21 protein-coding genes and 1 tRNA gene are annotated in these 21594 nt (G+C 63.6%); 10 read left to right on the top strand and 12 right to left on the bottom strand.

Annotation, left to right across the window (positions count from 1 at the left end):
- Nucleotides 1-126: 126 nt before the first annotated feature.
- Nucleotides 127-1413 (bottom strand): HAMP domain-containing sensor histidine kinase, encoded by a 1287-nt coding sequence (locus GGR38_RS00110; protein ID WP_183621540.1) that lies wholly within the window; start codon nt 1411-1413, stop codon nt 127-129.
- Nucleotides 1410-2105, bottom strand: coding sequence for a response regulator transcription factor (locus tag GGR38_RS00105; RefSeq protein WP_183621538.1), 696 nt, complete (start codon nt 2103-2105; stop codon nt 1410-1412). The genes GGR38_RS00110 and GGR38_RS00105 overlap by 4 nt, the downstream gene beginning before the upstream one ends.
- A gap of 117 nt (nt 2106-2222) precedes the next feature.
- Between GGR38_RS00105 and GGR38_RS00100 the strand changes: the two genes are divergently transcribed.
- Genes GGR38_RS00100 through GGR38_RS00090 form a run of 3 tightly spaced genes read left to right on the top strand, consistent with a single transcriptional unit; the run spans nt 2223 to nt 7880 of the window.
- The gene (locus tag GGR38_RS00100) at nt 2223-3686 is read left to right on the top strand and encodes an efflux transporter outer membrane subunit (protein ID WP_183621536.1); all 1464 of its coding nucleotides are present in this window, start codon (nt 2223-2225) and stop codon (nt 3684-3686) included.
- Nucleotides 3683-4750: an efflux RND transporter periplasmic adaptor subunit gene (locus tag GGR38_RS00095; protein WP_183621534.1), complete on the top strand. Its 1068-nt coding sequence runs from the start codon at nt 3683-3685 to the stop codon at nt 4748-4750. Before GGR38_RS00100 ends, GGR38_RS00095 begins: the two co-directional genes overlap by 4 nt.
- A 4-nt stretch (nt 4751-4754) precedes the next feature.
- The gene (locus GGR38_RS00090) at nt 4755-7880 is read left to right on the top strand and encodes an efflux RND transporter permease subunit (RefSeq protein ID WP_183621532.1); all 3126 of its coding nucleotides are present in this window, start codon (nt 4755-4757) and stop codon (nt 7878-7880) included.
- 10 nt (nt 7881-7890) lie between these two features.
- Here the strand turns inward: GGR38_RS00090 and GGR38_RS00085 are convergent, their stop codons facing one another.
- Nucleotides 7891-9123, bottom strand: coding sequence for a diguanylate cyclase (locus tag GGR38_RS00085; RefSeq protein ID WP_183621530.1), 1233 nt, complete (start codon nt 9121-9123; stop codon nt 7891-7893).
- 340 nt (nt 9124-9463) lie between these two features.
- Here GGR38_RS00085 and GGR38_RS00080 point away from each other — a divergent pair, with 340 nt between their 5' ends.
- Nucleotides 9464-10105 carry an HIRAN domain-containing protein gene (locus GGR38_RS00080; protein ID WP_183621526.1) on the top strand — a complete coding sequence of 214 codons (642 nt, stop codon included), beginning with the start codon at nt 9464-9466 and terminating at the stop codon, nt 10103-10105.
- A gap of 125 nt (nt 10106-10230) precedes the next feature.
- On the opposite strand, the gene GGR38_RS00075 is transcribed toward GGR38_RS00080, so the two are convergent.
- From GGR38_RS00075 to GGR38_RS00065, 3 genes are all read right to left on the bottom strand, one after another.
- Complete coding sequence (locus GGR38_RS00075; protein WP_183621525.1) at nt 10231-12603, bottom strand: TonB-dependent receptor plug domain-containing protein; 2373 nt, start codon at nt 12601-12603, stop codon at nt 10231-10233.
- A gap of 296 nt (nt 12604-12899) precedes the next feature.
- Nucleotides 12900-14009, bottom strand: coding sequence for a CapA family protein (locus GGR38_RS00070; RefSeq protein ID WP_183621524.1), 1110 nt, complete (start codon nt 14007-14009; stop codon nt 12900-12902).
- A 16-nt stretch (nt 14010-14025) separates the two neighbouring features.
- A complete protein-coding gene (locus tag GGR38_RS00065; protein WP_343058931.1) occupies nt 14026-15048 on the bottom strand; it encodes a hypothetical protein in 1023 nt (340 codons plus the stop codon).
- A gap of 175 nt (nt 15049-15223) precedes the next feature.
- On the opposite strand from GGR38_RS00065, the gene GGR38_RS00060 reads away from it, so the two are divergent.
- Complete coding sequence (locus GGR38_RS00060; protein WP_183621523.1) at nt 15224-15589, top strand: glutathione S-transferase N-terminal domain-containing protein; 366 nt, start codon at nt 15224-15226, stop codon at nt 15587-15589.
- On the opposite strand, the gene GGR38_RS00055 is transcribed toward GGR38_RS00060, so the two are convergent.
- Nucleotides 15586-16464: an alpha/beta fold hydrolase gene (locus tag GGR38_RS00055; protein WP_183621522.1), complete on the bottom strand. Its 879-nt coding sequence runs from the start codon at nt 16462-16464 to the stop codon at nt 15586-15588. The two genes, GGR38_RS00060 and GGR38_RS00055, sit on opposite strands and share 4 nt — an antisense overlap.
- On the opposite strand from GGR38_RS00055, the gene GGR38_RS00050 reads away from it, so the two are divergent.
- The gene (locus GGR38_RS00050; RefSeq protein ID WP_183621521.1) at nt 16463-17710 is read left to right on the top strand and encodes a helix-turn-helix transcriptional regulator; all 1248 of its coding nucleotides are present in this window, start codon (nt 16463-16465) and stop codon (nt 17708-17710) included. The genes GGR38_RS00055 and GGR38_RS00050 overlap by 2 nt on opposite strands.
- 68 nt (nt 17711-17778) lie before the next feature.
- Here the strand turns inward: GGR38_RS00050 and GGR38_RS00045 are convergent, their stop codons facing one another.
- Nucleotides 17779-18249, bottom strand: coding sequence for an Hsp20 family protein (locus GGR38_RS00045; RefSeq protein WP_183621520.1), 471 nt, complete (start codon nt 18247-18249; stop codon nt 17779-17781).
- Nucleotides 18250-18414: 165 nt separating this feature from the next.
- Here GGR38_RS00045 and grxC point away from each other — a divergent pair, with 165 nt between their 5' ends.
- From grxC to GGR38_RS00025, 4 genes are all read left to right on the top strand, one after another.
- Nucleotides 18415-18678 (top strand): glutaredoxin 3, encoded by a 264-nt coding sequence (gene grxC / locus GGR38_RS00040; RefSeq protein ID WP_183621519.1) that lies wholly within the window; start codon nt 18415-18417, stop codon nt 18676-18678.
- A 1-nt stretch (nt 18679) separates the two neighbouring features.
- Entirely contained in the window at nt 18680-19519 is an 840-nt protein-coding gene (locus GGR38_RS00035) for a carbon-nitrogen hydrolase family protein (RefSeq protein ID WP_183621518.1), read from the top strand.
- Nucleotides 19498-20019, top strand: a complete 522-nt coding sequence (locus GGR38_RS00030) for a DUF1178 family protein (RefSeq protein ID WP_425497033.1) — start codon at nt 19498-19500, stop codon at nt 20017-20019. The genes GGR38_RS00035 and GGR38_RS00030 overlap by 22 nt, the downstream gene beginning before the upstream one ends.
- Nucleotides 20020-20079: 60 nt before the next feature.
- A tRNA-Arg gene (locus GGR38_RS00025) sits at nt 20080-20156 on the top strand.
- 57 nt (nt 20157-20213) lie between these two features.
- Here the strand turns inward: GGR38_RS00025 and GGR38_RS00020 are convergent.
- The 4 genes from GGR38_RS00020 to GGR38_RS23955 form a co-directional block, all read right to left on the bottom strand.
- Complete coding sequence (locus GGR38_RS00020; protein WP_183621517.1) at nt 20214-20447, bottom strand: hypothetical protein; 234 nt, start codon at nt 20445-20447, stop codon at nt 20214-20216.
- On the bottom strand, nt 20437-20688 hold the full coding sequence (locus tag GGR38_RS00015) for a hypothetical protein (RefSeq protein WP_183621516.1): 252 nt from the start codon (nt 20686-20688) through the stop codon (nt 20437-20439). The genes GGR38_RS00020 and GGR38_RS00015 overlap by 11 nt, the downstream gene beginning before the upstream one ends.
- Nucleotides 20685-21128: a hypothetical protein gene (locus GGR38_RS00010; protein ID WP_183621515.1), complete on the bottom strand. Its 444-nt coding sequence runs from the start codon at nt 21126-21128 to the stop codon at nt 20685-20687. Before GGR38_RS00010 ends, GGR38_RS00015 begins: the two co-directional genes overlap by 4 nt.
- A 269-nt stretch (nt 21129-21397) precedes the next feature.
- Nucleotides 21398-21594: hypothetical protein (locus tag GGR38_RS23955; protein ID WP_221226940.1), on the bottom strand; the 197-nt coding region annotated here is incomplete at its 5' end.

The following is a 21594-nucleotide window of genomic DNA, read 5'->3' as shown; positions in this document are numbered from 1 at the left end:
TGATGACCTCCTGAAAAAAGGATCAAGGTTGCAGGTAATTCGATTCGCCGTTCAATCCATCCTCTTATGCTGCCAGAGTAACATTGGTGCATGACAGCACAAATAAGGGATTGCGCCATGCCTCTATTAACTGAGCGCTGCGGCTTCCTCCCATCGCGCGGGCAGAGTGATGCGCACCCGCAGACCCCCTTGCGCGCGGTTTTCCGCTTCAATCGAGCCCTCATGCACGATCACCGCCCGCTGCGCGATGGCAAGGCCGAGGCCAAAGCCGCCCGTCTCGCCCTCGCCCCGGTGAAAGGGTTCGAACAGGCGGGCGATCTGGTCGGGAGCCACGCCGGGCCCTTCGTCCTCGATGGTGACGACGATCCGCTCGGGTTCCTCTGACAGGGTCACGCCGATCACGGACCCGCTCGGCGAAAAGCGCAGCGCATTGCGCAACACATTTTCAAATGCCCGGCGCAACAATTCGGCATCACCCGTCACATCGGCATGGAAACCCTCGGGCATGCTGGCATGGCGCGACAGGTCGATACGCACATTCTTGGCCTCGCTTTCAAAGCGAACATCGGCCAGAATATCCTCAATCAACGCGCGCAGATGGACGAAATGCTCCGGGCTGGCGCTCGCGCTTTCCAGCCGGGATAGGGTGAGCAGACTGCCCGCCATGGCATCGAGGCGGCGCGCTTCCTGCTCGATCCGGTCCAGCGCCGTGACCGCCCCTTCGGGCTTTTGCCGCGCCAGCGCGATGGCCAGTTGCAGCCGCGCCAGCGGCGAGCGCAATTCATGCGACATATCGTCGATCAACTGGCTGCGCGAGAGCACCAGTTGCTCGACCTTTTCGGCCATGCCGTCGAAATCGCGGGCCAGATCGGCGATCTCATCACGCCGCCGCCCCATCCGCGAGGCCAGACGCACGCCCAGATCACCGCGCGAAAACCGGTCGAGCCCTTCACGCAGCGCCCGGATCGGCAGCGAGAGATAGAGCCCCAGAATGGCGGCAAAGATCAGCCCCGAGACAATCCCGCTCAGATAGAAGATCAGCGGAGGCGCGATGCTGGCCTTGTCGAACTTGCGCGGCAGGCGGTAGAAAATGCGCCAGCGGCGGCCGTCGGGCGCGGTGGCCTGCGTGGTGGTGGCGCGCACGCCGGCCGGCGCCCGGCTGCCCTCGGGCACGATCACCAGCGTGGTCATCGGCCCGTTGAGCAGGCCCGCCGGGATTGCCTGCGGCCCTTCATGGGTGATGATTGCGGCGGCCATCTGTTCGAGACGGGGGGCGGCATAGCGTTCCAGATTGTCGGCCCAATAGGGGTGATTGCGTTCGAGCACGACGAACAACGTCCACAATCCCGCCAATTGCGCCGAAAACACCAGACAGAAAGCGGTGAAGATCTTCCAGAACAGCCGCCCCTTCATGCCGCCTGCTCCAGCCGCCAACCGATCCCGCGCAAGGTGGCGATGCGTAAGGCCTCGCCGCTCGCCCGTTCCAGCTTTTGCCGCAGGTTCGAGATATGCACGTCGATCGAGCGATCATAACTTTCCCGCCGCCGCCCCAGCAGGCGCAGCGAGAGTTCATCCTTGGTCGACACCCGCTCGCCCGCGCGGATCAGGATTTCGAGCAGGTTGAACTCGGTCGCCGTCAATTCCAGCGGCGCGCCATCCCATCCGGCCCAGCGCCGCGCCGCATCCAGCGAGAGCGCGCCCAGCCTTAGATAATCGCCATTGGCCGCCCGCCGCGCCGGACGGCGCAGCACCGCCCGCAGCCGCGCCACCAGTTCGGGGGGGAAATAGGGCTTGGCCACATAATCATCCGCGCCCAGCTCCAGTCCGATCACCCGCTCGGTATCGTTGCTTTTCGCGGTCAGCATGATGACCGGCACATCGCTGGTGCCGCGGATATGGCGCAACAGGTCGATGCCGTTGCCACCCGGCAGCATCACGTCGAGAATGACTGCATCATACAGGCCCGACAGCGCCGCCTCGCGCCCGCCCGCCACATTATGCACCGCGCGACAGGCAAAGCCTTCGCCCTCCAGATACTCGGCCAGCATCTGGGTGAGGGCGGCGTCATCATCGACCAGCAGGATGTTGAAGGCGGGTGTTTCCATGTGCTTTTGCTTTTGACGGTTTGCATCGCGCTTGTCCCGCCCGATTTACACAAACCTTACACTTCACTTGCGAAGTCCTGACCCGCAAGGCGCGCGCGCGCTGGCATAAGCAGAGCCATGATGCGACGTATTCCATCCTTCCTGACGCTGCCGATGGCGCTGCCTGTGCTGGCCCTGCTGGCCGGTTGCAGCGCGACTTCGGTATCCCGGCCCAACCTGATGCTGCCCCAGCGATTCGCCGCCGCCCCAGAGGCTCATGCGACGAGCGCGGAGGGGCTCGACCGCTGGTGGCTGCTGTTTTCCGACGATCAGCTTGCCGTGCTGGAGAATGAGGCGCTGGCCCATGCTCCCGATGCGCGCTCGGCGCTGGCGGTGCTGGACGAGGCGCGGGCGACCCGGTCGAAGGCTTTGCTGGCCTATGACGTGCAGGGCAATGCCTCCGGCTCGATCACACGCGGCCAGACCACGATCAGCGGGATGAGCGGGGCAGGGGCTTTCCTGATGACCCCCACCGGCGCCACCACCACCAGCGCGGGCAGCTTTTCGCCCTCGTGGGAAGTGGACCTGTTCGGTCGCCGCGATGCCGCAAGGCAAGCCGCCGATGCCGATCTGACCGCCGCCACTTTCACCTATCACGCCGCGCTGCAAAGCCTGACCGCGCAGGTGGCCACCAACCTGTTTCAGGCGCGCGGCCTCTCGCTGCAACTGGCCGAGGCGCGCGACAATCTGCGTGTGGCGCGCGAACTGGCCGATATCGGCCAGCGCAAGGCCAAGGCCGGTATCGGATCGCAGGTTGACGCCGACAGCCTGCTGGCCGACCGCGCCACCGCGCAGGCCAATGTGGTCCAGCTTGAGGCTCAGCTTTCCGTTTCGCGCCAGACCTTGCTCGTCCTGATCGGGCGGGCAGGGGCGGCTCCTGAAATGCTGGCGGTCGATGGCGCGCTGGGCGCCCCGCCCGAAGTGCCCGAGGCGACGCCCGCCACGCTGCTGGTCCGCCGCCCCGATGTGATGCAGGCCGAGGCGCGGCTGCGTTCGGCGATGGGCACGCTGCGGCTCGATTCGCTTGCACTTCTGCCCAAATTCACGCTGCAGGGCACCACCAGCATCAGCGCGATTGCCGGGCCTGCGGGCTATACCACCTCGTTGTGGTCGCTGGCCGCCGGGGTGGCCATGCCGGTGTTTGACCGCGCGCGCCTGCTGGGCGAAAGGCGGGCGCAGCGCGCGCGAGCCGAGCAGGCCGCCATCGCCTATGAAAAGGCCGTCCAATCCGGCTTTGGTGAGGCGCAAAACCAATTGGCCACCTATGGCGCGGATCGCGCGCGCCTTGGCCTGCTGATCGAGGCGGAGGCGCGCGCGCATCATGCCTTTGACGGCCAGAATGCGGGTTATCGCGCGGGCGTGGTCGATCTGACCGCGCTGCTGACGGCGGAGCGCACATGGCGCAATGCGCGCACCTCGCTCTCGGCCCTGCGCGCCACGACGCTGAGCGATGGCGTCAATGTTTTCAAAGCGCTGGGCGGAGGCTGGACCCCGCTCGACCCGAACCATCCTGTGACTTCTTTCCCGGATCAAAAGCCATGAACGCCCGTCCGCTTGTCCTCGTTGCCCTCGTTGCTCTGGCTGCATGCAGCAAGACCGAAGCACCGCCCCCCGGCGCCGACACGCCCCGCGCGGTGCCTTTCGCCATGGTCACGCGCCAGCCTCTGGGAGCGGGGATCAATGTCAACGGCCGCCTTGTCGCGCGCGAAGAAGCCGCCGTTTCCAGCCAGCTTTCGGGCTATCTGGTGGCGCGCGTGCTGGTGGATCAGGATGCGCTGGTGCGCGCAGGCCAGCCTTTGGCCGAACTCGACGCTACGCTGCTGCGCGCCGATATTGCGCAAAGCCGTGCTGCGCTGGCGCAAACCCGCGTGGCCGCCGACAAGGCCGATCAGGAATCCTCGCGCGTCAATGTGCTGGACCATACCGGCGTCCTGTCCGATGAAGCCATCGCCCAGCGCCGCCTTGCCGCCCGCACCGCCCATGCGCAGGTGGATCAGTCGCAGGCGCAATTGTTCGCCCAACTGGTCAAGCAAGGGCTGATGGTGATCCGCGCGCCGGTTTCGGGCCGCATCCTGACGCGCACGGTTCGCCCCGGCGATGTCGCCTCGCCATCGACCGTGATGTTCACCATGGCGCGCGATGACCGCGCCGAACTGGACGCGGAAATCCCCGAGGAAGTGCTGAGCGGCATCCATGCGGGCGATCATGCGCGGGTGCGCCTTGCCTCGGGCCGCTGGGTCGATGGCACGGTGCGCCTTGTGGCCGCGCAGGTCGATGCGCAGACGCGCCTTGGCCGCGCGCGCATCCTCTTGCCGGTGGACCGCGAAATCCGCCCCGGCGGCTATGCCCGCGCGGAACTGGCCGGAAAGCCGATGCCGGTGCTGGCCGTGCCGGAATCCTCGGTGTCCTATGACGGCAATGGCGCCTCGGTCACGGTGATCGAGCCGGGCGACAAGGTGCGCCGCGTTGCCGTCAAAACCGGCGCGCGCGGCGGCGGCATGATCGAATTGACCCAGGGCCCGGCCGCAGGCGCGCGCGTGCTGACCGGATCGCAGGACTTTGTGTTGGACGGCGAAAAGGTCCAGCCGGTCCAGAAGGGGCGTTGATTCCATGAAGATTTCCGCATGGGCGATCCGCCACCCCATTCCCGTGGCCGTCATCATGATCGCGCTGACGCTGGCGGGCATTGCGTCCTACATGATGCTGCCGGTCAAGCGCTTTCCCAATGTCGAATTCCCGGTGGTTTCGGTCACCGTTACGCAAAGTGGCGCCGCGCCCAGCGAAATGGAGCAGCAGATCACGCGTCCCATCGAGGACGCGCTGACCGGCATTGCGGGCCTGCGCCATACGACATCGAGCGTGCGGCTGGGTTCCTCCTCCACCAGCGCCGAGTTTGAAATCGGCACCGACATGCAAAAGGCGGTCGAAGATGTGCGCACCGCCGTGGAGCGCACCCGCCCCGTCCTGCCCCAAGGCATTGATGCGCCCAGCGTACAGCGGGTCGATATGTCCTCGGCCCCGATCCTGACCTATGCGGTCAGCGCGCCGGGGATGAGCGCGGTCGATCTGTCATGGTTTGTCGATGACACTGTCGCCCGCGCTTTGCAGGCCCAGCGCGGCGTGGCGCAGGTCAAGCGCATTGGCGGCGTGGCGCGCGAAATCAACGTCAATCTCGACCCTGACCGGATGACCGCCCATGGCGTCACGGCTTCCTCGATCAGCACCGCTCTGGCGCAATTCCATCGCGATGACAGCGGCGGCCGCGCCGAGGCGGGTGGGCGTGAACAGACGATCCGCGTGCTGGGCTCCTCGGCCACGGTGGATCGCCTGCGCGAATTGAACATTCCGATCAGCGCCACGCAATATGTTCGCCTTGGCGATTTGGCCACGATCACCGACAGCCATGCCGAAGAACGCGGCTTTGCCCGCCTCGACGGCCACCCGGCCATCGCCTTTCAGGTCAGCAAGACCACAGCCGCCAGCGACGTTTCGGTCGAGGACGGCGTGGACCGCGCGATTGCCAAGCTGAGCGCGGAAAACAAAGGTATAGCCATAACCAAGGTCGTTTCGACTGTGGCCGATACGCGCGCCTCCTATCAGGCCACCGTTCATGTGCTGATCGAGGGTATGTTGCTGGCCGCGCTGGTGGTGTTCCTGTTCCTGCGCGACTGGCGCGCCACGGTGATTGCCGCGCTGGCCATGCCCTTGTCGCTGGTGCCGACCTTTGGCGCGATGATCCTGTTCGGCTTCAGCCTGAATATCATCACGCTGCTGGGTCTGACTTTGGTGATCGGCATTCTGGTCGACGATGCCATTGTGGAAATCGAGAATATCCAGAAGCGCATCGAGGGCGGGGCCTCGCCCTATCGTGCCTCGCTGATCGGGGCCGATGCCATTGGCCTTGCAGTGGTGGCGACGACCGCGACGATCATCGTGGTCTTTGCGCCGGTCTCTTTCATGGGCGGGCAATCGGGCCAGTTCTTCCGCGAATTCGGGTTGACCGTGGCGGTGGCGGTTTTCTTCTCGCTGCTGGTGGCGCGTTTCGTAACGCCCTTGATGGCGGCCTATTTCCTGAAACCCTCGACCCATAGCGAGCCGCCCCACCGTTTGCGCGGCGCCTATCCCAAGGTTTTGGACTGGGCGCTGGCCAATCCCAAATCGACGGTGGGCATCGGCATCGGCGTGTTTGTCGGCGCACTGGCGATTGCCGCGACCATCCCCATCGGTTTCCAGCCGACCGGCGATCCGGGCTATTTCTACCTCTCGATGCAGGGGACGGCGGGCGCCACCCATGACACGATGGACAATGCCGTGCGCGATGTGACCGCGCGGCTGCGCAAGATGCCCGATGTCCAGCGCGTCTTTGCCCAGGTCGGTTCGACCACCACCAGCGGGCCGGGCGGCGGCGGCAGCGGATCGGATCTGCAGACCGGCACGCTGACCGTGGTGCTGCGCCATGACCGGTCGATGACCACCGATGCGTTCCAGCGCTCGATCACCGGCCTGTTGCGCCAGATCCCCGAAGTGCGTCTGAACAATCAGGGCGGCTTTGGTGCGGCGGGCGTCGAGGTGGTGCTGGCGGGCCGCGACGGCGATGCGCTGGCGCGCGCTCAGGCGGCGCTGCTGCGCGAGATGCGGGGCATGAAGACCACGCTTGACCCGCGCCCCGCGCCGCCGCCATCGGCGCCTGAACTGATCATTCGCCCTCTGCCCGATGCGGCGGCGCGGCTGAATGTGTCCTCGCAAGCCATTGCGCAGGTGGCCCGGATCGCCACGATTGGGGATATCGACGCCAATGTCGCCAAATTCTCGACGCTCCAGCAACGCCTGTCGATCCGGGTGCGTCTGCCCCATGATGCGCGGGTCGATCTGGACCAGATCGGCAATCTTCAGGTCCCCACTCTCAATGGTAAGATGACGCCTTTGCGCACGGTGGCCGAATTGTCGATTGCCTCCGGGCCGGGCCAGATCCAGCGCTATGACCGCGAACGCCGCGTCTCGGTTCAGGCTGACCTGAACGGCACCACCATCGGGCAAGCGCTGAATGAAGTGTCCAAGCTGGACGCGATGAAGCACCTGCCGGCCGGCGTGCATGAGGCCAAGACCGGCGACAGCGAGGCCATGGCCGACCTGTTCGGCGGGATCGTGGGGGCGATGGCCTCGGGCATTTTGATGATCTATTTCGTGCTGGTGATGCTGTTCCACAGCTTCTTCAAGCCGATCACGATCCTTTCGGCTCTGCCTTTGACCATGCTGGGGGCTTTTGTGGCGCTCAAGGTCACGGGCATCGCCATCACGCTGCCGGTGCTGATCGGGATGCTGATGCTGCTGGGTCTGGCGGCGAAGAATTCGATCCTGCTGGTCGAATTCGCCATTGAGGACGAGCGCGCGGGTCAGCCCCAGCGCGAGGCGATCATGAACGCCTGCCGCGAGCGTGCGCGCCCCATCGTGATGACCACGGTGGCCATGGCGGCGGGCATGTTGCCCACGGCTTTGGGCCTTGGCGAGGGTTCTACCTTTCGTCAGCCCATGGCGATTGCGGTCATCGGCGGGCTGATCAGCTCGACCATGCTCTCGCTGGTGATGGTGCCGGTGGTCTATGAATTGATCGACAGTCTGGAAATGCGGCTGCGTCCGCGTCTGGCGCGTCTGATCACCCCGCGCGAGCCGGGCGATGATGACCCCATCGAGCCGGGTCAGGTCACGCTGGTCAGCGCCACCCCGGATCGGGCCTGAGGGTAAAACCTCAGGCGGCCCATCTCCAGGTATTGCGGCCCTGTTGTTTGGCAAGATAGAGCGCGGCATCGGCGCGGGTGACAATATCGCCCACGCTGTGGTCGCGCTCTGAACCGATGGCCAGACCCGCGCTGGCGCCGATGCGGATGATCTGGCCGCGATAGCCGTAGGTTTCCATCATGGCGCGCAGCACCCGGTCCACCGCGCGGCGCGCATCGGCGCCATCGGTGTCGCGCAGGATGACCGCGAATTCATCGCCGCCCAGGCGCACCACCGCATCATTGTTGCGCACCAATTGGCGCAGCCGCCCGGCGGCTTCCACCAAAATGGCGTCGCCCGCGGCATGGCCATAGGCGTCATTGGCCTGTTTGAAATGGTCCAGATCGAGCATGATGATCCCGACCGTGCTCAGATCTGCCGCCGGAATGGTTTTGACATAGCGCTTCATGCCGCGCCGGTTCAGCAATCCGGTCAAGGCATCGGTCGATGCCTTCTTCTCCAGATGCACGACCTGCGCGCGTTCTTCAGTGATGTCGATCACGCTGCCGATCACCTGTTCGGGGCGGCCATTATCGTCCAGCAGCATTTGCCGGTGGCAACGGAACCAGCGCACCGAGCCATCATGGATGCGGATGCGATATTCGGTGACGCTGCGATCCACCGCGCCCGACAGCAGGGGCCGCAGGCTGGCCGCGCGGCGGTCTGATGCATCGACCAGACTGGCGAGTTTGTAATAGTTCTGCGCTGTGGCCTGATGGCCGCCCACCAGTTGGATGAAATGCGGCGAAGGGGTAAAGCGGCGCGTGGCAATGTCATATTGCCAGATCCCGCAATCCATCATCCCCATGGCCAGCGAGAGCTTGGCATTGGCCCGGGCCAGCGCATGTTCGGCCAGTTTACGCTCGCTGATATCGACGATCTGCGAAACGAAGAGCTGCGCCTTGCCATCCCCGTCGCGCATCGTCGCCACGCTCAGCACACCATAGGCGATGCTGCGATCCTTGCGGTAATAGCGCTTTTCCATGCTGTATGTGTCGATTTCGCCGGCCAGAACGCGGCGGAATTGCGCCTCATCGGCGTCGATATCTTCGGGATGGGTGATCGCGCGGAAATCGACATCGGTGATCTCGGCCTGATCATAGCCCAGCATCCGGGCAAAGGCGCTGTTCACCGCCAGCAGGCGACCGTCCGGATCGACCAGCGCCATGCCGATCGCGGCAACTTCGAAAGCAATGTCGAACATCGACCGGGCCGAAGCCGACGATGCGATGCCTATAGTATGCGCGCCCATTTCCCTACCATGCGACAATTTACCGAACTGCCGATAGAACAACTTGGTTATCGCACGGTTAAGGCAAGGTCATCAGGGTTTGGTTCTGTCTTCGCCGCATCGCTCAAGGCAGGCTCATTGCATTTTGCAAAGTCCCGCTATGGTCGCGGGCGATACCGCGTATATGCATAGTTTACCTTGCCTTGATGGCCCTTATGGCCTTAGGCGCGCGTCTGAATGGGATTGCGGCGATGGAGTTTGCGGCGGCGGATAAACGCCGCGCTCGCCATCGTGTGAAGGCAAAGGGATCAGCATGTTCAGTTTCTTGAAGCGTTTTTTCGGCAACATGGTTCGCATGGCGCAAGGCCAGCCCATGGAACCGGGCAAGACGATCGCGCCCGAAACGCCCGCTTATGATGCGCCCGCCGCCGAAACCGCTCCGGTGGAAGCCCGGGGCGCGCCGGTGGCCGCCTTTGAAATGACCCCGCCCGCGCCCGTTTATGCGCCCACGCCTGCTCCCGCCACTATTTCGGAAGAATTCCTGCGCGGCTCTGTCTTCGATGATGACGAGGAAGAGGAAGTGCTGCCCGGCGACAAGCCCAATCTGGGCATGGTGCCCAGCATCGGCAATCCCAATGCTTATATGATCGGTCTGGTGGGCGAGGATCAGCATCGCGAGGCGGTCAACAGCCTGACCGAGGGCATGCCGATCACGCTGCAGCTTGAACCGGGCAATCCGCATGATCCCTCAGCCATTGCAGCGGTGGATCGCTATGGCCGGGTGATCGGCTATATCGGCCATGACTGCTGGCTGCGCGAGGCGGTCTATGGCGGGGGTTCGGGCTTTTCGGCATGGGTGCTGGCGGTCGAAATGGGCGACCGGGGCTTTCGCGAAGTGGTGCTGGAGGTCGAGCCGAGTGAAAGGCCGCTGCGCGAAAGGGCCTATCAGGGCTGAGCGCTTTACAATTTAGCCTGTCCGTCGGGTCTGGCAGCGATGCCGGGCCCGTTTTTTATGGATCGTATGGTGCGGGCACAAAAAAGCGCCCCGCCGGTTGGGCGGGGCGCTTCCCTGACCGCTGATTACCAGTTCAGGCTCAGCCTTGCATAGAGATAGCGACCGTTGAAGCCCCACGGCGCATAGTAGGGGAACGCCACGCCGCCATTGGTGGCCAGCAGATTGGCAGGCGTCTTGGTCGGATAGATGTCGAACACATTGTTCGCACCGATCGACAAGGTGGCCTTTTCAATCAGCTTATAGCGCGCTTCCAGATCGATGATCGTCTTGCGGCCGGTGCTCAGGTCGCCAGCGGCCGTCGAAGCGGGCTGGATCACATTGCCATAGTAGGACGCACGGGCCGTCGCGCCCAGCTTGTCAAACGACCAGTCGACCGAACCGACGAGCTTTTCGCCCGGCGTGCCTTCGGTGATCGTCAGGATGCGCTGGCGCGCAAACAGCGTGGCCGTGGACGAGGTGGGATAGCTGTCAACGGTGATCTTGTTGATGTTGGCAGCCGCCGTCAGGTCAAACGTACCCACCGAAGCGGTGCGCAGCTTGTAATGGCCCACGATGTCCACACCCTTGGTCGTGGTGTGCAGACCGTTGATGAAGAAGCGGGCGGCCTGAACCGCATAAGTCACCTGATCGGCAGCCGACAGGGTGATGTTTTCCGACAGGCCAAGCTGGTCGCGGATCTTGATGATGTAACCGTCGATGGTCAGGTCAAACCCGCCCTTGCGGAACACCGCGCCCGCCGAATAGTTCACCGACTTTTCCGGACGCAGAGCCTGACCGCCCAGCGAGCGGGCAATCGCGCTGCTCGACGGGAAGGTGCCGGTTTCCACGATGGTCGAGACCGGGGGCGTGCCCGTGGTGGTCAGGACCGAAGCGGTCGAGGTGAAATACTGCTGTTGCAGCGAAGGAGCGCGAAAGCCGGTCGAAACCGTGCCGCGAAGCGCGAACCAGTCGGCCAGATCGGCGCGGGCCGAGAACTTGCCGGTGGCGATGTCGCCAAAGTCGGAATAGTGCTCGCCGCGCACCGCACCGCCAAAGGTGAAGATGCTGGGCAGCTTGGCTTCGAGGTCAAGATAGATCGCATTGCTGATGCGGCTTGCCTTCAGGGCATTGCCCGCCTGGAAGCCGATGAAGCCCTGCGCGCCGCTGGTCAGGCTGCTGGATGCGCCTGCTGCGCGGTTGTACGAGGTCGGCTCACCCGCGATGATGCGATAGCCTTCGCGGCGCACTTCCACGCCCCACGCCACGTTCAGATCCGTCCCGCCCAGCTTGTAGAGCTTGGACAGGTCCATGCCGCCCAGAGCCTGATCATAGATCAGCGCGCCGTCATAGAAGCTGGTCTGCGAAGCCGCGCCATAGGTCGAGTTCAGCGAGTTCTGGGTGCGATAGTCCAGACGGTTGCGGCCATAGGAAGCCTTGATCGTCGCGTTCCATTCGCCCATCTGGCCGCGCACGCCCGCCGTGATCGTCAGGTCCTTGGACAGAACCTTGATCTGGGGCAGGAAGCCGTCGGGATAGATCGCCAGAACGTTGTTCGCGTTGCTGGGCTCACGCGCAAAGGCCGAGCTGGTGCTGTCGCGGAACTGATAGCCGCCAAAGGCAAACGCGGTCCAGTTGGTGTCGCCGATCGGCAGCGCGGCGTTGACATAACCGGTGCCCTGCAGAACCTTGGGATCGCCGATGCGCGAACGCACGGTGTTGGGGCTGTAGCGCGTGTCGAGGTCCGAACGGCCGGTCAGGTTGCGGTCGAGATATTCGCCCGTGACGGTCAGGAAGCCGCCATTGTTGCCCAGCTTGAAGCCCTGCCATGCGCCCAGCGTCAGCGTGCCGCCATCCGAGATGTGACGCGAGGAACGCGCGCCGTTGAACTGCGTGTCATACTGGCCATAGGACGCGGTTGCGCCGCCGCCATGGCTGGCTTCGCGCAGGCGCAGGTTCATCACGCCCGCGATGGCGTCCGAGCCATACTGGGCCGAGGCGCCGTCGCGCAGCACTTCGACTTGCGACAGGGCGAGGGTGGGGATGGTGTTGAGGTCAACCGCGGCCGAACCGCGACCCACCGAGCCATTGACGTTGAGCAGCGCCGAAGCATGACCGCGCACGCCGTTGATCAGCACCAGCGTCTGGTCGGGCGAGAGGCCGCGCAGCGTGGCGGGGCGGATCGAGTCCGTGCCGTCGGTGCCCGCAGGGCGGGGAAAGTCGATCGAGGGCGCGACAGCGGCCAGCGAAGCGCCCAGTTCGGTCGAACCCTGACGCGAGAGGCTGTCAAGCGACAGGACGTCGACGGGGGCGACGGAGTCCAGCTTGGTGCGGTTCTGGGCGCGGGTGCCGGTCACGACGATGTCGCCGTTGTTCTGGTCTGCGGCCCATGCGGGGGTGCTGACGGCCACCGCCAATGCGGAGCCGACGCCAGCCAGAAGGGCTTGGCGGAAGTGGGTCATAGGAATGTCCTCATTCACTTGGCGAAGAAATTTATGTTTTTTCGATCACCTGTCGGGGGGCGACAGGCGACCGGGATCTTCCCTAGACCCCGATTGTCCCGCAGGACAACCAACAAAACATGGATTGTAACCAAGGAATCAGGCCGCAAGCGGAAAAAGGCGTACAAGGTGACATTTTTGCCGCATTTTTTGGCTATTTGTCCCGCATTCTATCGTCTTTCTGCGTAAAACATTCTTTGTAATATGGATAGAAGCAGAGCTTGCATGAACGCGGTGACAGGTTTGTCGCGCCTTGTTCAGATGAGAACGATGGTGTCGCCCTGCGCCTCATAGGTGGCGTTCAGTCCTGCTTCTTCATTGCACCAGCGCATATAGGCCAGCACCTTTGCAAAGCGCGGATCGCTGGCGGACAGCGGCTCGGCCTGCGCATCGTCATTGATGAAGGCGGGGCGAAAGGCGGTGCGGGCGATGCCCTCGCGCGTCAGGTCGCATTCCACGATCAGGGTCATGCGGCTGTCAGGCGGGAAATTATACATGCTCTCGAAATTGGGCTCCCATTCCGGGGCCAGTTTCTGGATTTCCTTGAACCCCTTGGATTGCGCATGTTCGCGCGTCATCGGCAGGTCGATGGCGAAATTGCCCAGACTGTAGAAGATCGGACGCCCGCGATAGATGTCCACGCCTTTCAGGATATGGGCATGGTGCCCAAGGATGATATCGGCCCCGGCGTCGATCACGGCGCGGCCCACCTCGAACTGATAGTCGGCAATCGTGGCGGGCACGAAATGGATGCCCCAATGCAGCGAGGCCACCACCACATCGGCCTGCGCCCGCGCGCTGCGCACATCGGCAAGGAAAGCGGCCAGATCATCGGCATGGGCATAGGTGTGGATGCGGGCAGGGGTGCCGGGCTGGTCGATCTCGATCTGTTCATACAGCGTGTGGGCGCGCATGGGCACGCATCCGGCGCGGCGCTCCTCGGCCCAGAAGCCGGGTGGCAGGATCGAGCAGGCCGCCAAGAACGCCACCCGCACGCCGTTTACCTCGCGGATGACGGGGCGGCGCGCCTCGGCGATATTCTGCCCCACGCCCACCACGTCCAAGCCCGCCGCGCCCAGATGGACCAGCGTGTCATTCAGCCCTTCGGGTCCCCAATCCATACAGTGATTGCCCGCAAAGGAGATCACATCATAGCCCGCCTCGGCCATCGCCTGCGCGGCGGCGGGGATGGCGCGATGGGTGTGGCGCACCTGGGGCAGGCGAAAGCCCCTTTCGGAAATCACGCATTCCAATTGGCCAAAGGTGATGTCGGCCTCTTGCAGCAGCGGGGCGGAGGGGGCGAAACATTGCGCGGGGTTGGGGCGGTTCGGGCCAATATCGCCCGTTGCCCGAAACAGGACCGTCATGACAAACTCCGTTGATTCAGGGGCGACGCAGACGGGGCCCCACCGAAAGCAGCAGCACCGCGATCAGCAGCAGCGCGGCCCCGACAAATTCGGCCCCGCTGGGCCATTTGCCGCCATAGAATTGGGCAAGGATCACCGTGCCGCCCACGCCCGCCAGAATGCTGGCCGAACGCTCCAGCGGCACGCAAAAGCTGTTTTCACGCCCGTCGAGCAGGATGAGGCCTGAAAACACGCCTGTGGCGCAGACCATCAGCCCGGTCAGGATCATCGCGGGCAGATGCTCGCTGCGCCATGCATCAGTAAAGCCCCAGAGCAATTGCGCCCCCGCGCCGCCCGGTGCCCGATCTGTCCATGCGATGGCCGCCAGCGAGAGGATGGCGATGGGAAAGGCGACCAGCTTTTCCTCGCTGAAAAAGCGGCGCAGACGGACCGGATCATCGTCCTTGGCCACGCGCGTCATCACCCAGAGGCGGCCGAAATAGCCCGCCGTATAGATCAGCAGTGTGAGAAGCGCCAAACCCGGCAGCGCCAGCCCGCCGCGCGCGCTGAGCGTATGAAACAGCGCCAACGCCACCAGCACCAGCGCGCCCCACGACCACCAATGCACCCGCCGCCCCAGCAGGAGATCGACCAAGGGCGCGATGATCAGAATGTCGCCCCGCATCAGCAATTGCATGAAGGGGATCGAAACATCGCGGAACGTATAGGACAGAGGCACCGTGGTCAGCACAAAGACCGTGCACAGCCCCGACCAGAACGTGGCCCGCGTTGCCCCCGGCAGCCACAGGCCGCCCACGCGCACCCGGTGCATCAGGCGGCCCCAGCCCGAAATCCAGATGAAGCCATAGGTCGAGACTGCCGCGCTGATCAGCATCACCGGCAGGATATGCAGGCCGGTCAGCGGATGGCCATGGCCATCCATACCATTGGTGGCCAGATAGCGGGTGAGGATGACATAGGGCAGATAGGAAAGCAGATAGGACAAAGTCACCAGTTCAATTGCCGAGTGTTTTTGCCGGGTCATATGGCCCTTCGTCACATGGCCCTCCCTTGCCACCGCTTGTTATGGCCTCAAGGATAGGCAAGGGCGTGATTTCTTGCAAGCGCTTTCAGTGTCGACGTGCGCGATGGCGGCCATCACCCAAGCGCACTTGACAAAACGACCCCGATGACGGCCAAACCACCCTCACAGAAACCCAAGCAGGATAGGCACGATGAGCTCCTCCGATTTCCGCCCGATCGTCTATCTCAAGGATCGCTGTCCGTGGTGTTTGAAATTCCGCCTGTTCCTGCTGGAATCGGGCCTGCGCGGCCATTTCGATTTTCGCGAATTCGTCCCCGGCGATGATCGCGAGGCCGCGATCCGCGAAGAACTGGCCCCGCATTTCGCCAAGCCCAGTTTCCCCACGGTCCAGATCGCGCCGGGCGTCTATATGCGCGAATCCGAGGATCTGATCGCCCATTACGCCGCCGCGCATAGGGTGGATATGGACGATCTGCCTACGCTGGACCAATATATCCGCGGGCCTCTGGTGCGCATTGCCGAATTGCGCGCCGAGATCGCGGAACTGCGCGGCTAGGCCTGAAGGAAGGTCCGCAGGTCGGGCATGAAGGCGTCGAAGCGGTCGTGGTGGGGCCAATGGCTGGCCCGGTCATATTCGATCAGGCGGGCGTCGCGGAAATGCCCGATCTGGCCGTTTTGCGCCGGGTTGGGCATGAAACTCTCGCTGCCCTGAATGAACAGCATCGGGCAGGTGACCGCCTGCCACAGGCTCTCGATCTCCTCCTGCTGAAAATCGACCAGCGGGAAGATGTTGAGCCGGGGGTCGAATTTCCAGCGATAGGTGCCATCATCCTGCGTGCGCAGGGCATGGTGGGTCAGATGGTGGACCTGCTCCTCGTTGAGATGCCCGTTCTTTTCGCGCATCCTTTCGCGGGCCTGCGCCTCGCTGATATAGGAGCGGGGACGGCGGCTGGGCGCGGCGCGATGCTGGGCCACCCATTCGCGCAACCGCGCCGCAAAGGGCGTGATGGCCAGCAGCGGATCAGCATTGGCGGGCACGCTCAGCCCTTCGATATTGACGAATTTGGCCACCCGTTCGGGATAGAGCCCGGCATAGCGCGTGGTGATCATCGCACCGAGCGAATGGGCGCAGATGGTGACGCGATCCTGCCCGATTTCCTCGATCAGATTGACGAAATCGAAGATGAAGCCGGCCATATTATAGGCCGCATCGCCTGACCAGTCGCTGTCACCATGGCCGCGCAGATCAGGCGCGATGACATGCCAGTCCGCCGCCAGTTCGCGCGCAATCCAGTCCATCGAGCGGGCATGATCGAACCCGCCATGCTGAAGGATCAGCACCGGAGCATCGGGGTTGCCCCAGTCCAGATAGTGCAGGCGCAGGCTTTGGCTGGTGAAATAATGCGAGGTGGGGGATGGCGCCGGGGTCATGTGTTTGCCCATGGGCGCGGGGCGGCGGCGCGTCAACCGCGACGAATGGGGCGATCATGGTCAGGGTTACCGCCCGTGTAACCCATTGCAAGGCGGACGGCGGGGGATTAGGCTGAACGCCTTGTTTGGGGAGGAATCGGGGATTCTGGGGCAAACTCTGGCCGAAGCGTTTCTTGCCGCGCCTTTTTCCGATGATGGGTGGGATAAGGCTCTGCGTGCCCTTGCCAGCGCCACGGGGTCCTCGCGCGGACATCTGATCGCGATGAACCAGCGCCATGCGCGTTTCAACTGGATGACCGACGCCCCGCTCGATTACGGACAGATGTTTGTCGATATCGAGGCCTATAAGCCGGAGGTGAATTACCGCATCGGCGCAATGGGAGCGCCCATGGCCGTCACTTTCGAGGCCGATTATGACGCCTTTCGCCGACAGGCGGGCACCAACGAAGTCTATCTGAGCCATGCGCGCGATCTGGAGGGCGAATTCGGCTGTCAGTCCGTGCTGATGCGGGGCGAAGGTTCGATGATCGGGCTGGCGATGCTGCATGGCAATGCCGACGGGCTGTCCACCCCGGATCAGCGCGCGGTCTTTGGCGCCTGCCTGCCCCATGTGTTGGCCGGGGTGCGTTTGCAAAATGCGATTGATCATCAAGGGACCGAGCTGCTGCGCGGCTCGCTCGACATGATGCGCACGGCCGCGATGCTGATCGACGGGGCGGGGCGGGTCTGCGCATGGACCCATCCGGCCGAGGATGTCTTGTCGGGCGGGTTGCTCTTCATCGCGGACGGGCAGTTGCAGGCCGCCCATAGCGGTTTCGACACCATGCTTCAGCGCGTTGTGGGGGCCGCCATCGCCTCGCAACCGGTTCCTTTGCAGGATCTGTGGGTGCCCCATGCTTCGCCGCCGCTGCTTGTCGAGGTCAATCCCTTGCCCCTGCGGCCGTGGAGTTTCGGCTTTGCCCCGGCCGCGATCATCACTTTCCGCTCGCCCCTGCGCGGCGATATGCTCGATGGCGGGGTGCTGGCTCAGGCGCTGGGCCTGACGCGGGCCGAGGGCGATGTGACCGCGATGGTGGCCATGGGCCAGACCCGACAGGCCATCGCCGCCGCGCGCAGCACCAGCGTGCAGACGGTTACCGCCCAGATGCGCTCGATTTTCCAAAAATGCGGCGTGCGGCGTGAGGCCGAACTGGTGGCCATGGCGCTTCAGATCGGGCAATTGAGCCGCAACGCCCGTGAAATATAGGTGCGAGGCATAAAAAAGCCTTCCGCGCAGGGTGGACGCGGAAGGCTTTCTTGGGAAGCGCGTGAAAATCAGGCCGCGTTCTTGCCTTCCACCACGGTGAGCGGGGCAGGGCCGGTCGTGCCGATGGCGATCTTCTTGGGCTTCATCGCCTCGGGCACTTCGCGGATCAGGTCGATGACCAGCAACCCGTCTTCGAGATTGGCGGCCTCGACCCGGACGAAATCGGCCAGTTCAAAGCGGCGCTCAAACCCGCGCTGGGCAATGCCGAGGTGGAGGAATTCGCTCTGCGCGGCGCTTTGTTCGTCATGCTTGCGGCCCTGAATGATCAGCAGGTTCTGCTGTGCGACGATGTCGATATCAGCGGGCTTGAAGCCGGCGACGGCCAGCGTGATGCGATAGGAATCCTCGCCCTTGCGCTCGATGTTGAAGGGGGGATAATTGTCGCTGGCGCCTGCGCGATTGGCGTTTTCCAGCAGGTCGAACAGCCGGTCAAAGCCCACCGTGTTGCGGCGATAGGGGGTGAAGTCAAAACGGGTCATAGCAAAAATCCTCGTGCAATATGAGCAATTTTCGGTTCGTTGAAAGCCCTTGTCGGCGCTTTGCATTTGTGGTCATGCCCGGTGCGGCGCATGACACGCATCTTGAGATATGTTAGCCGCGACCTATTTCAAGACCCCGACAGACGACAAAGAAGGACTTGCCCGATGACCACCCCCAAGGTCGAGATCTATACCCAATGGGGCTGCCCCTATTGCGTGCGCGCCAAGGCGCTGCTGGACAGCAAGAATGTGGCCTATACCGAGATTGACGTGACGATGGACACCGCCAAGCGCCGCGAGATGGCCGAGCGCAATCCGGGCGCGCGCACCGTGCCGCAGGTGTTCGTCAACGATCAGGCCTTGGGCGGCAGTGACGATATTCACGCGCTGGACGCGGCGGGCAAGCTCGACCCGCTGCTGGGCCTGTAACATGGCCCGCGTCGCCCTGCTTCAGATGACGAGCGGGATCGATCCCGACGCCAATGCCGCCGCGATTGCGGATGCCGCGCGCGCGGCGGCGGCGGGCGGGGCGACGATGCTGTTCACGCCGGAAATGTGCGGCCTGATCGACCGCGACCGCGCGCGCGCCGCGCCCCATATCGTGACGCCCGAGGAAAATCCGGTGCTGGCCGCGGCGCGTGAAGTGGCGGCGCAGGAAGGCATCTGGGTCGTGCTCGGCTCGTTGGCCGTGCGCGTGGATGGTGAAGAACGCGCCGCCAATCGCACCTTTGTGATCGACGCCAAGGGCCGGATCGCCGCGCATTACGACAAGATCCATATGTTTGACGTGGACCTTGCCACGGGCGAAAGCTGGCGCGAGAGCCGGGCCTATCGTCCGGGAGAACGCGTGGTGACGGTGGATACGCCCGCCGGGCGGCTGGGGCTGGCGATTTGCTATGACCTGCGTTTCCCCGCGCTGTTCGAGGCTTTGGGCCGGGCGCGCTGCGATCTGATCGCGATTCCGGCGGCCTTTACCGTACCGACCGGGGCGGCCCATTGGCATATCATGCAACGCGCCCGCGCCATCGAGGCCAGCGCCTATGTCATCTCCGCCGCGCAGGTGGGCGTTCATCAGGATGGCCGCGCCACCTATGGCCACTCGCTGGCGGTCGATCCTTGGGGCGATGTTCTGCTTGATCTGGGCGGCGATGTGGCGGGTCTTGGCTTTGCAGAGATCGAGCCGCAGCGCCTTGCCGAAATCCGCGCCCAATTGCCCAGCCTTGCCAACCGGCGTCCGATTGCCGCGCCATGCCCGATTTCCCCGCCATGATTGTGTTCGATCTTGTCTGCCGCGACCATGGGCATCGGTTTGAGGGCTGGTTCGCCTCGTCGCAGGATTTTGAGCAGCAGCAATTGCGCGGGCTGGTTTCCTGTCCGCAATGCGACAGCCATGATGTGATCAAGGCCCCGATGGCCCCGCGCCTGAACCGCAAGGGCAATCAGCAGGCCGCCGCGCCGGTGCCGGCTCCTGCCGCCGTGCCCGCCGCCGCGCCCGCCGTGTCGTCAATGCCGCCTCTGCCGCCCGAAGCGCGCGAGAAATTGCAGGCCGCCATCACCGTCCTTGCCCAGGCGCAGGTCGAGGCGATCAAATCCTCGCGCTGGGTCGGCAAGAATTTTGCCGAGGATGCGCGCGCCATGCATTATGGCGATAAGGAACCCGCCGTCATCCACGGTCAGGCCAGCCCCGAAGACGCCAAAGCATTGGTCGAGGAGGGGGTCGAGATCATGCCCTTGCTGATCCCCGTCGCTCCGCCCGATCAGATTAACTGAGCCTTTGTGTGCACCGGTGGTTGCCAGAGCGCGCCCGCGCCATTATGGCCTTCCCCGCGTGCATCCGTAGCTCAGCAGGATAGAGCATCAGATTCCTAATCTGAGGGCCGTGGGTTCGAATCCCGCCGGGTGCACCATTTTTTCAATTACTTAGTGTGCATGATCTGACTGTAGGAAGTGCTTAAGGTAACGGTCTAGGTATCGCGCCGCAGAATCACTTTAGTTAAATCGCTGCTTAAGATGCGACGAAAAATGCTTCCTTCGCGCACCGGAGGGTAGAGAAACCGCTCTTTTGGGATGCGGTGAAGGGCCATGCGGGCTTTCCGGTTTTCGACGGTCCCGACCTGTTTCACCTTGCGGCGGGCGGCGGTGGGCAGGCGGATGATATTGCATTGGCCTGCTGTATCGGTAGATCTGTTACTGGCCATGGGAGCGCCTCCCCATGCTGTCATTGTCGCGCTTGGATGGCCTGGCGATAACTGCGCCAGCATCCAGTGCCAAAGCTTTGTCGGCAAGCGTTTCAAGGAGCGCTTCAAGCCCGGCAAGGGCGCTTACCTGGTATGGATGTAATTCGCTGTCCTGAGCTATTGCAAACGCGAGATTGCCCGCCGCCTTGATGTCGGCGGCCAAGTCATCCAACCCCCACGTCTGAGTTGCCAGCGCGTTCATGCGTCCACCTTTGGGTCCAGACGGGCTTCATCGGCGGCGATCTGGGCAAGGGCTGCATCGGACAGTTTGCTGCAACGCAGCTGGCGCCGCTTCCAACGCAGGGCCATAATGCCCGGCGCTGGAATGCAGCATTGCCGATCAATCGCGGCATTCCATCTATCCAGCACGGCAAAGCTGGCACTGTCGCGCAGGATCTTCAACCGGCGCAGCCTTTCGTCATCCACGATCCAATGGGCCCGCGCACGATTCACGTTTTCCATGCCCATTTGCCACATGATACGCGCATCGGTGTCGATCCGGCGCAGCCAGGTCTTACTGGCCGCCGGCTCCTCGCCCTCGGGCAGGGGCGCCAGCAGAGCGGCGATGAAGCCGGTGGACTTTTGGTTGAATTTTCCGGTCGCACGGGGGTGCGATCCGCTGTTATAGGCGGCATCAGTCATGACGTTGTTCCTTCGAAACACGTTGCGGTTAGGGCCGGAGGGAAGCGGGAACTTCCCTTCGGCCTGCAACTCTGTTATCGCAGTTTCTATGGACGGTCAAGAAACTCCGATAACAAAGAAACGGCGCGGCCCGAAGCCGACTGGTCAAGGCCAGCTTATCGGTGTGCGGCTTCATCCAGCCGACATCGCGGCCCTCGACGCCTACATAGCCGCCCAACCCGAACCTCTGACCCGCCCCGAAGCCATCCGCCGCATCCTGCGCGGGGCCATTACGGCCAAAGCCTGAAAGCGAAGCCGTTGGCGAAATTCAAAGCGATCCATTTTGGCCCTTTGCCAGTTGACCGGATAAACCGAACCTTAGGCACCCAACTTGAGGTGCTGCCGGTTTGATGGACACCGAGATAAGGTGTTTTCATCGAACGGAGAGCATCGATGCAACGAAGGAAGTTTAGCCGTGAGTTCAAGC

The organism is Novosphingobium sediminicola, from assembly GCF_014196525.1.
In the GTDB taxonomy this organism is placed as follows: Bacteria; Pseudomonadota; Alphaproteobacteria; order Sphingomonadales; family Sphingomonadaceae; genus Novosphingobium; species Novosphingobium sediminicola.
This window is presented reverse-complemented; position numbering and strand designations above follow the sequence as displayed.

Excerpts from the sequence above, each read along its gene's own strand:
- GGR38_RS00110 (WP_183621540.1), bottom strand. The coding sequence starts at position 1,413 with ATGAAGGGGCGGCTGTTCTGGAAGATCTTCACCGCTTTCTGTCTGGTG.
- GGR38_RS00105 (WP_183621538.1), bottom strand. The coding sequence starts at position 2,105 with ATGGAAACACCCGCCTTCAACATCCTGCTGGTCGATGATGACGCCGCC.
- GGR38_RS00100 (WP_183621536.1), top strand. The coding sequence starts at position 2,223 with ATGATGCGACGTATTCCATCCTTCCTGACGCTGCCGATGGCGCTGCCT.
- GGR38_RS00095 (WP_183621534.1), top strand. The coding sequence starts at position 3,683 with ATGAACGCCCGTCCGCTTGTCCTCGTTGCCCTCGTTGCTCTGGCTGCA.
- GGR38_RS00090 (WP_183621532.1), top strand. The coding sequence starts at position 4,755 with ATGAAGATTTCCGCATGGGCGATCCGCCACCCCATTCCCGTGGCCGTC.
- GGR38_RS00085 (WP_183621530.1), bottom strand. The coding sequence starts at position 9,123 with ATGTTCGACATTGCTTTCGAAGTTGCCGCGATCGGCATGGCGCTGGTC.
- GGR38_RS00080 (WP_183621526.1), top strand. The coding sequence starts at position 9,464 with ATGTTCAGTTTCTTGAAGCGTTTTTTCGGCAACATGGTTCGCATGGCG.
- GGR38_RS00075 (WP_183621525.1), bottom strand. The coding sequence starts at position 12,603 with ATGACCCACTTCCGCCAAGCCCTTCTGGCTGGCGTCGGCTCCGCATTG.
- GGR38_RS00070 (WP_183621524.1), bottom strand. The coding sequence starts at position 14,009 with ATGACGGTCCTGTTTCGGGCAACGGGCGATATTGGCCCGAACCGCCCC.
- GGR38_RS00060 (WP_183621523.1), top strand. The coding sequence starts at position 15,224 with ATGAGCTCCTCCGATTTCCGCCCGATCGTCTATCTCAAGGATCGCTGT.
- GGR38_RS00050 (WP_183621521.1), top strand. The coding sequence starts at position 16,463 with ATGTGTTTGCCCATGGGCGCGGGGCGGCGGCGCGTCAACCGCGACGAA.
- GGR38_RS00055 (WP_183621522.1), bottom strand. The coding sequence starts at position 16,464 with ATGACCCCGGCGCCATCCCCCACCTCGCATTATTTCACCAGCCAAAGC.
- GGR38_RS00045 (WP_183621520.1), bottom strand. The coding sequence starts at position 18,249 with ATGACCCGTTTTGACTTCACCCCCTATCGCCGCAACACGGTGGGCTTT.
- grxC (WP_183621519.1), top strand. The coding sequence starts at position 18,415 with ATGACCACCCCCAAGGTCGAGATCTATACCCAATGGGGCTGCCCCTAT.
- GGR38_RS00035 (WP_183621518.1), top strand. The coding sequence starts at position 18,680 with ATGGCCCGCGTCGCCCTGCTTCAGATGACGAGCGGGATCGATCCCGAC.
- GGR38_RS00030 (WP_425497033.1), top strand. The coding sequence starts at position 19,498 with ATGCCCGATTTCCCCGCCATGATTGTGTTCGATCTTGTCTGCCGCGAC.
- GGR38_RS00020 (WP_183621517.1), bottom strand. The coding sequence starts at position 20,447 with ATGGCCAGTAACAGATCTACCGATACAGCAGGCCAATGCAATATCATC.
- GGR38_RS00015 (WP_183621516.1), bottom strand. The coding sequence starts at position 20,688 with ATGAACGCGCTGGCAACTCAGACGTGGGGGTTGGATGACTTGGCCGCC.
- GGR38_RS00010 (WP_183621515.1), bottom strand. The coding sequence starts at position 21,128 with ATGACTGATGCCGCCTATAACAGCGGATCGCACCCCCGTGCGACCGGA.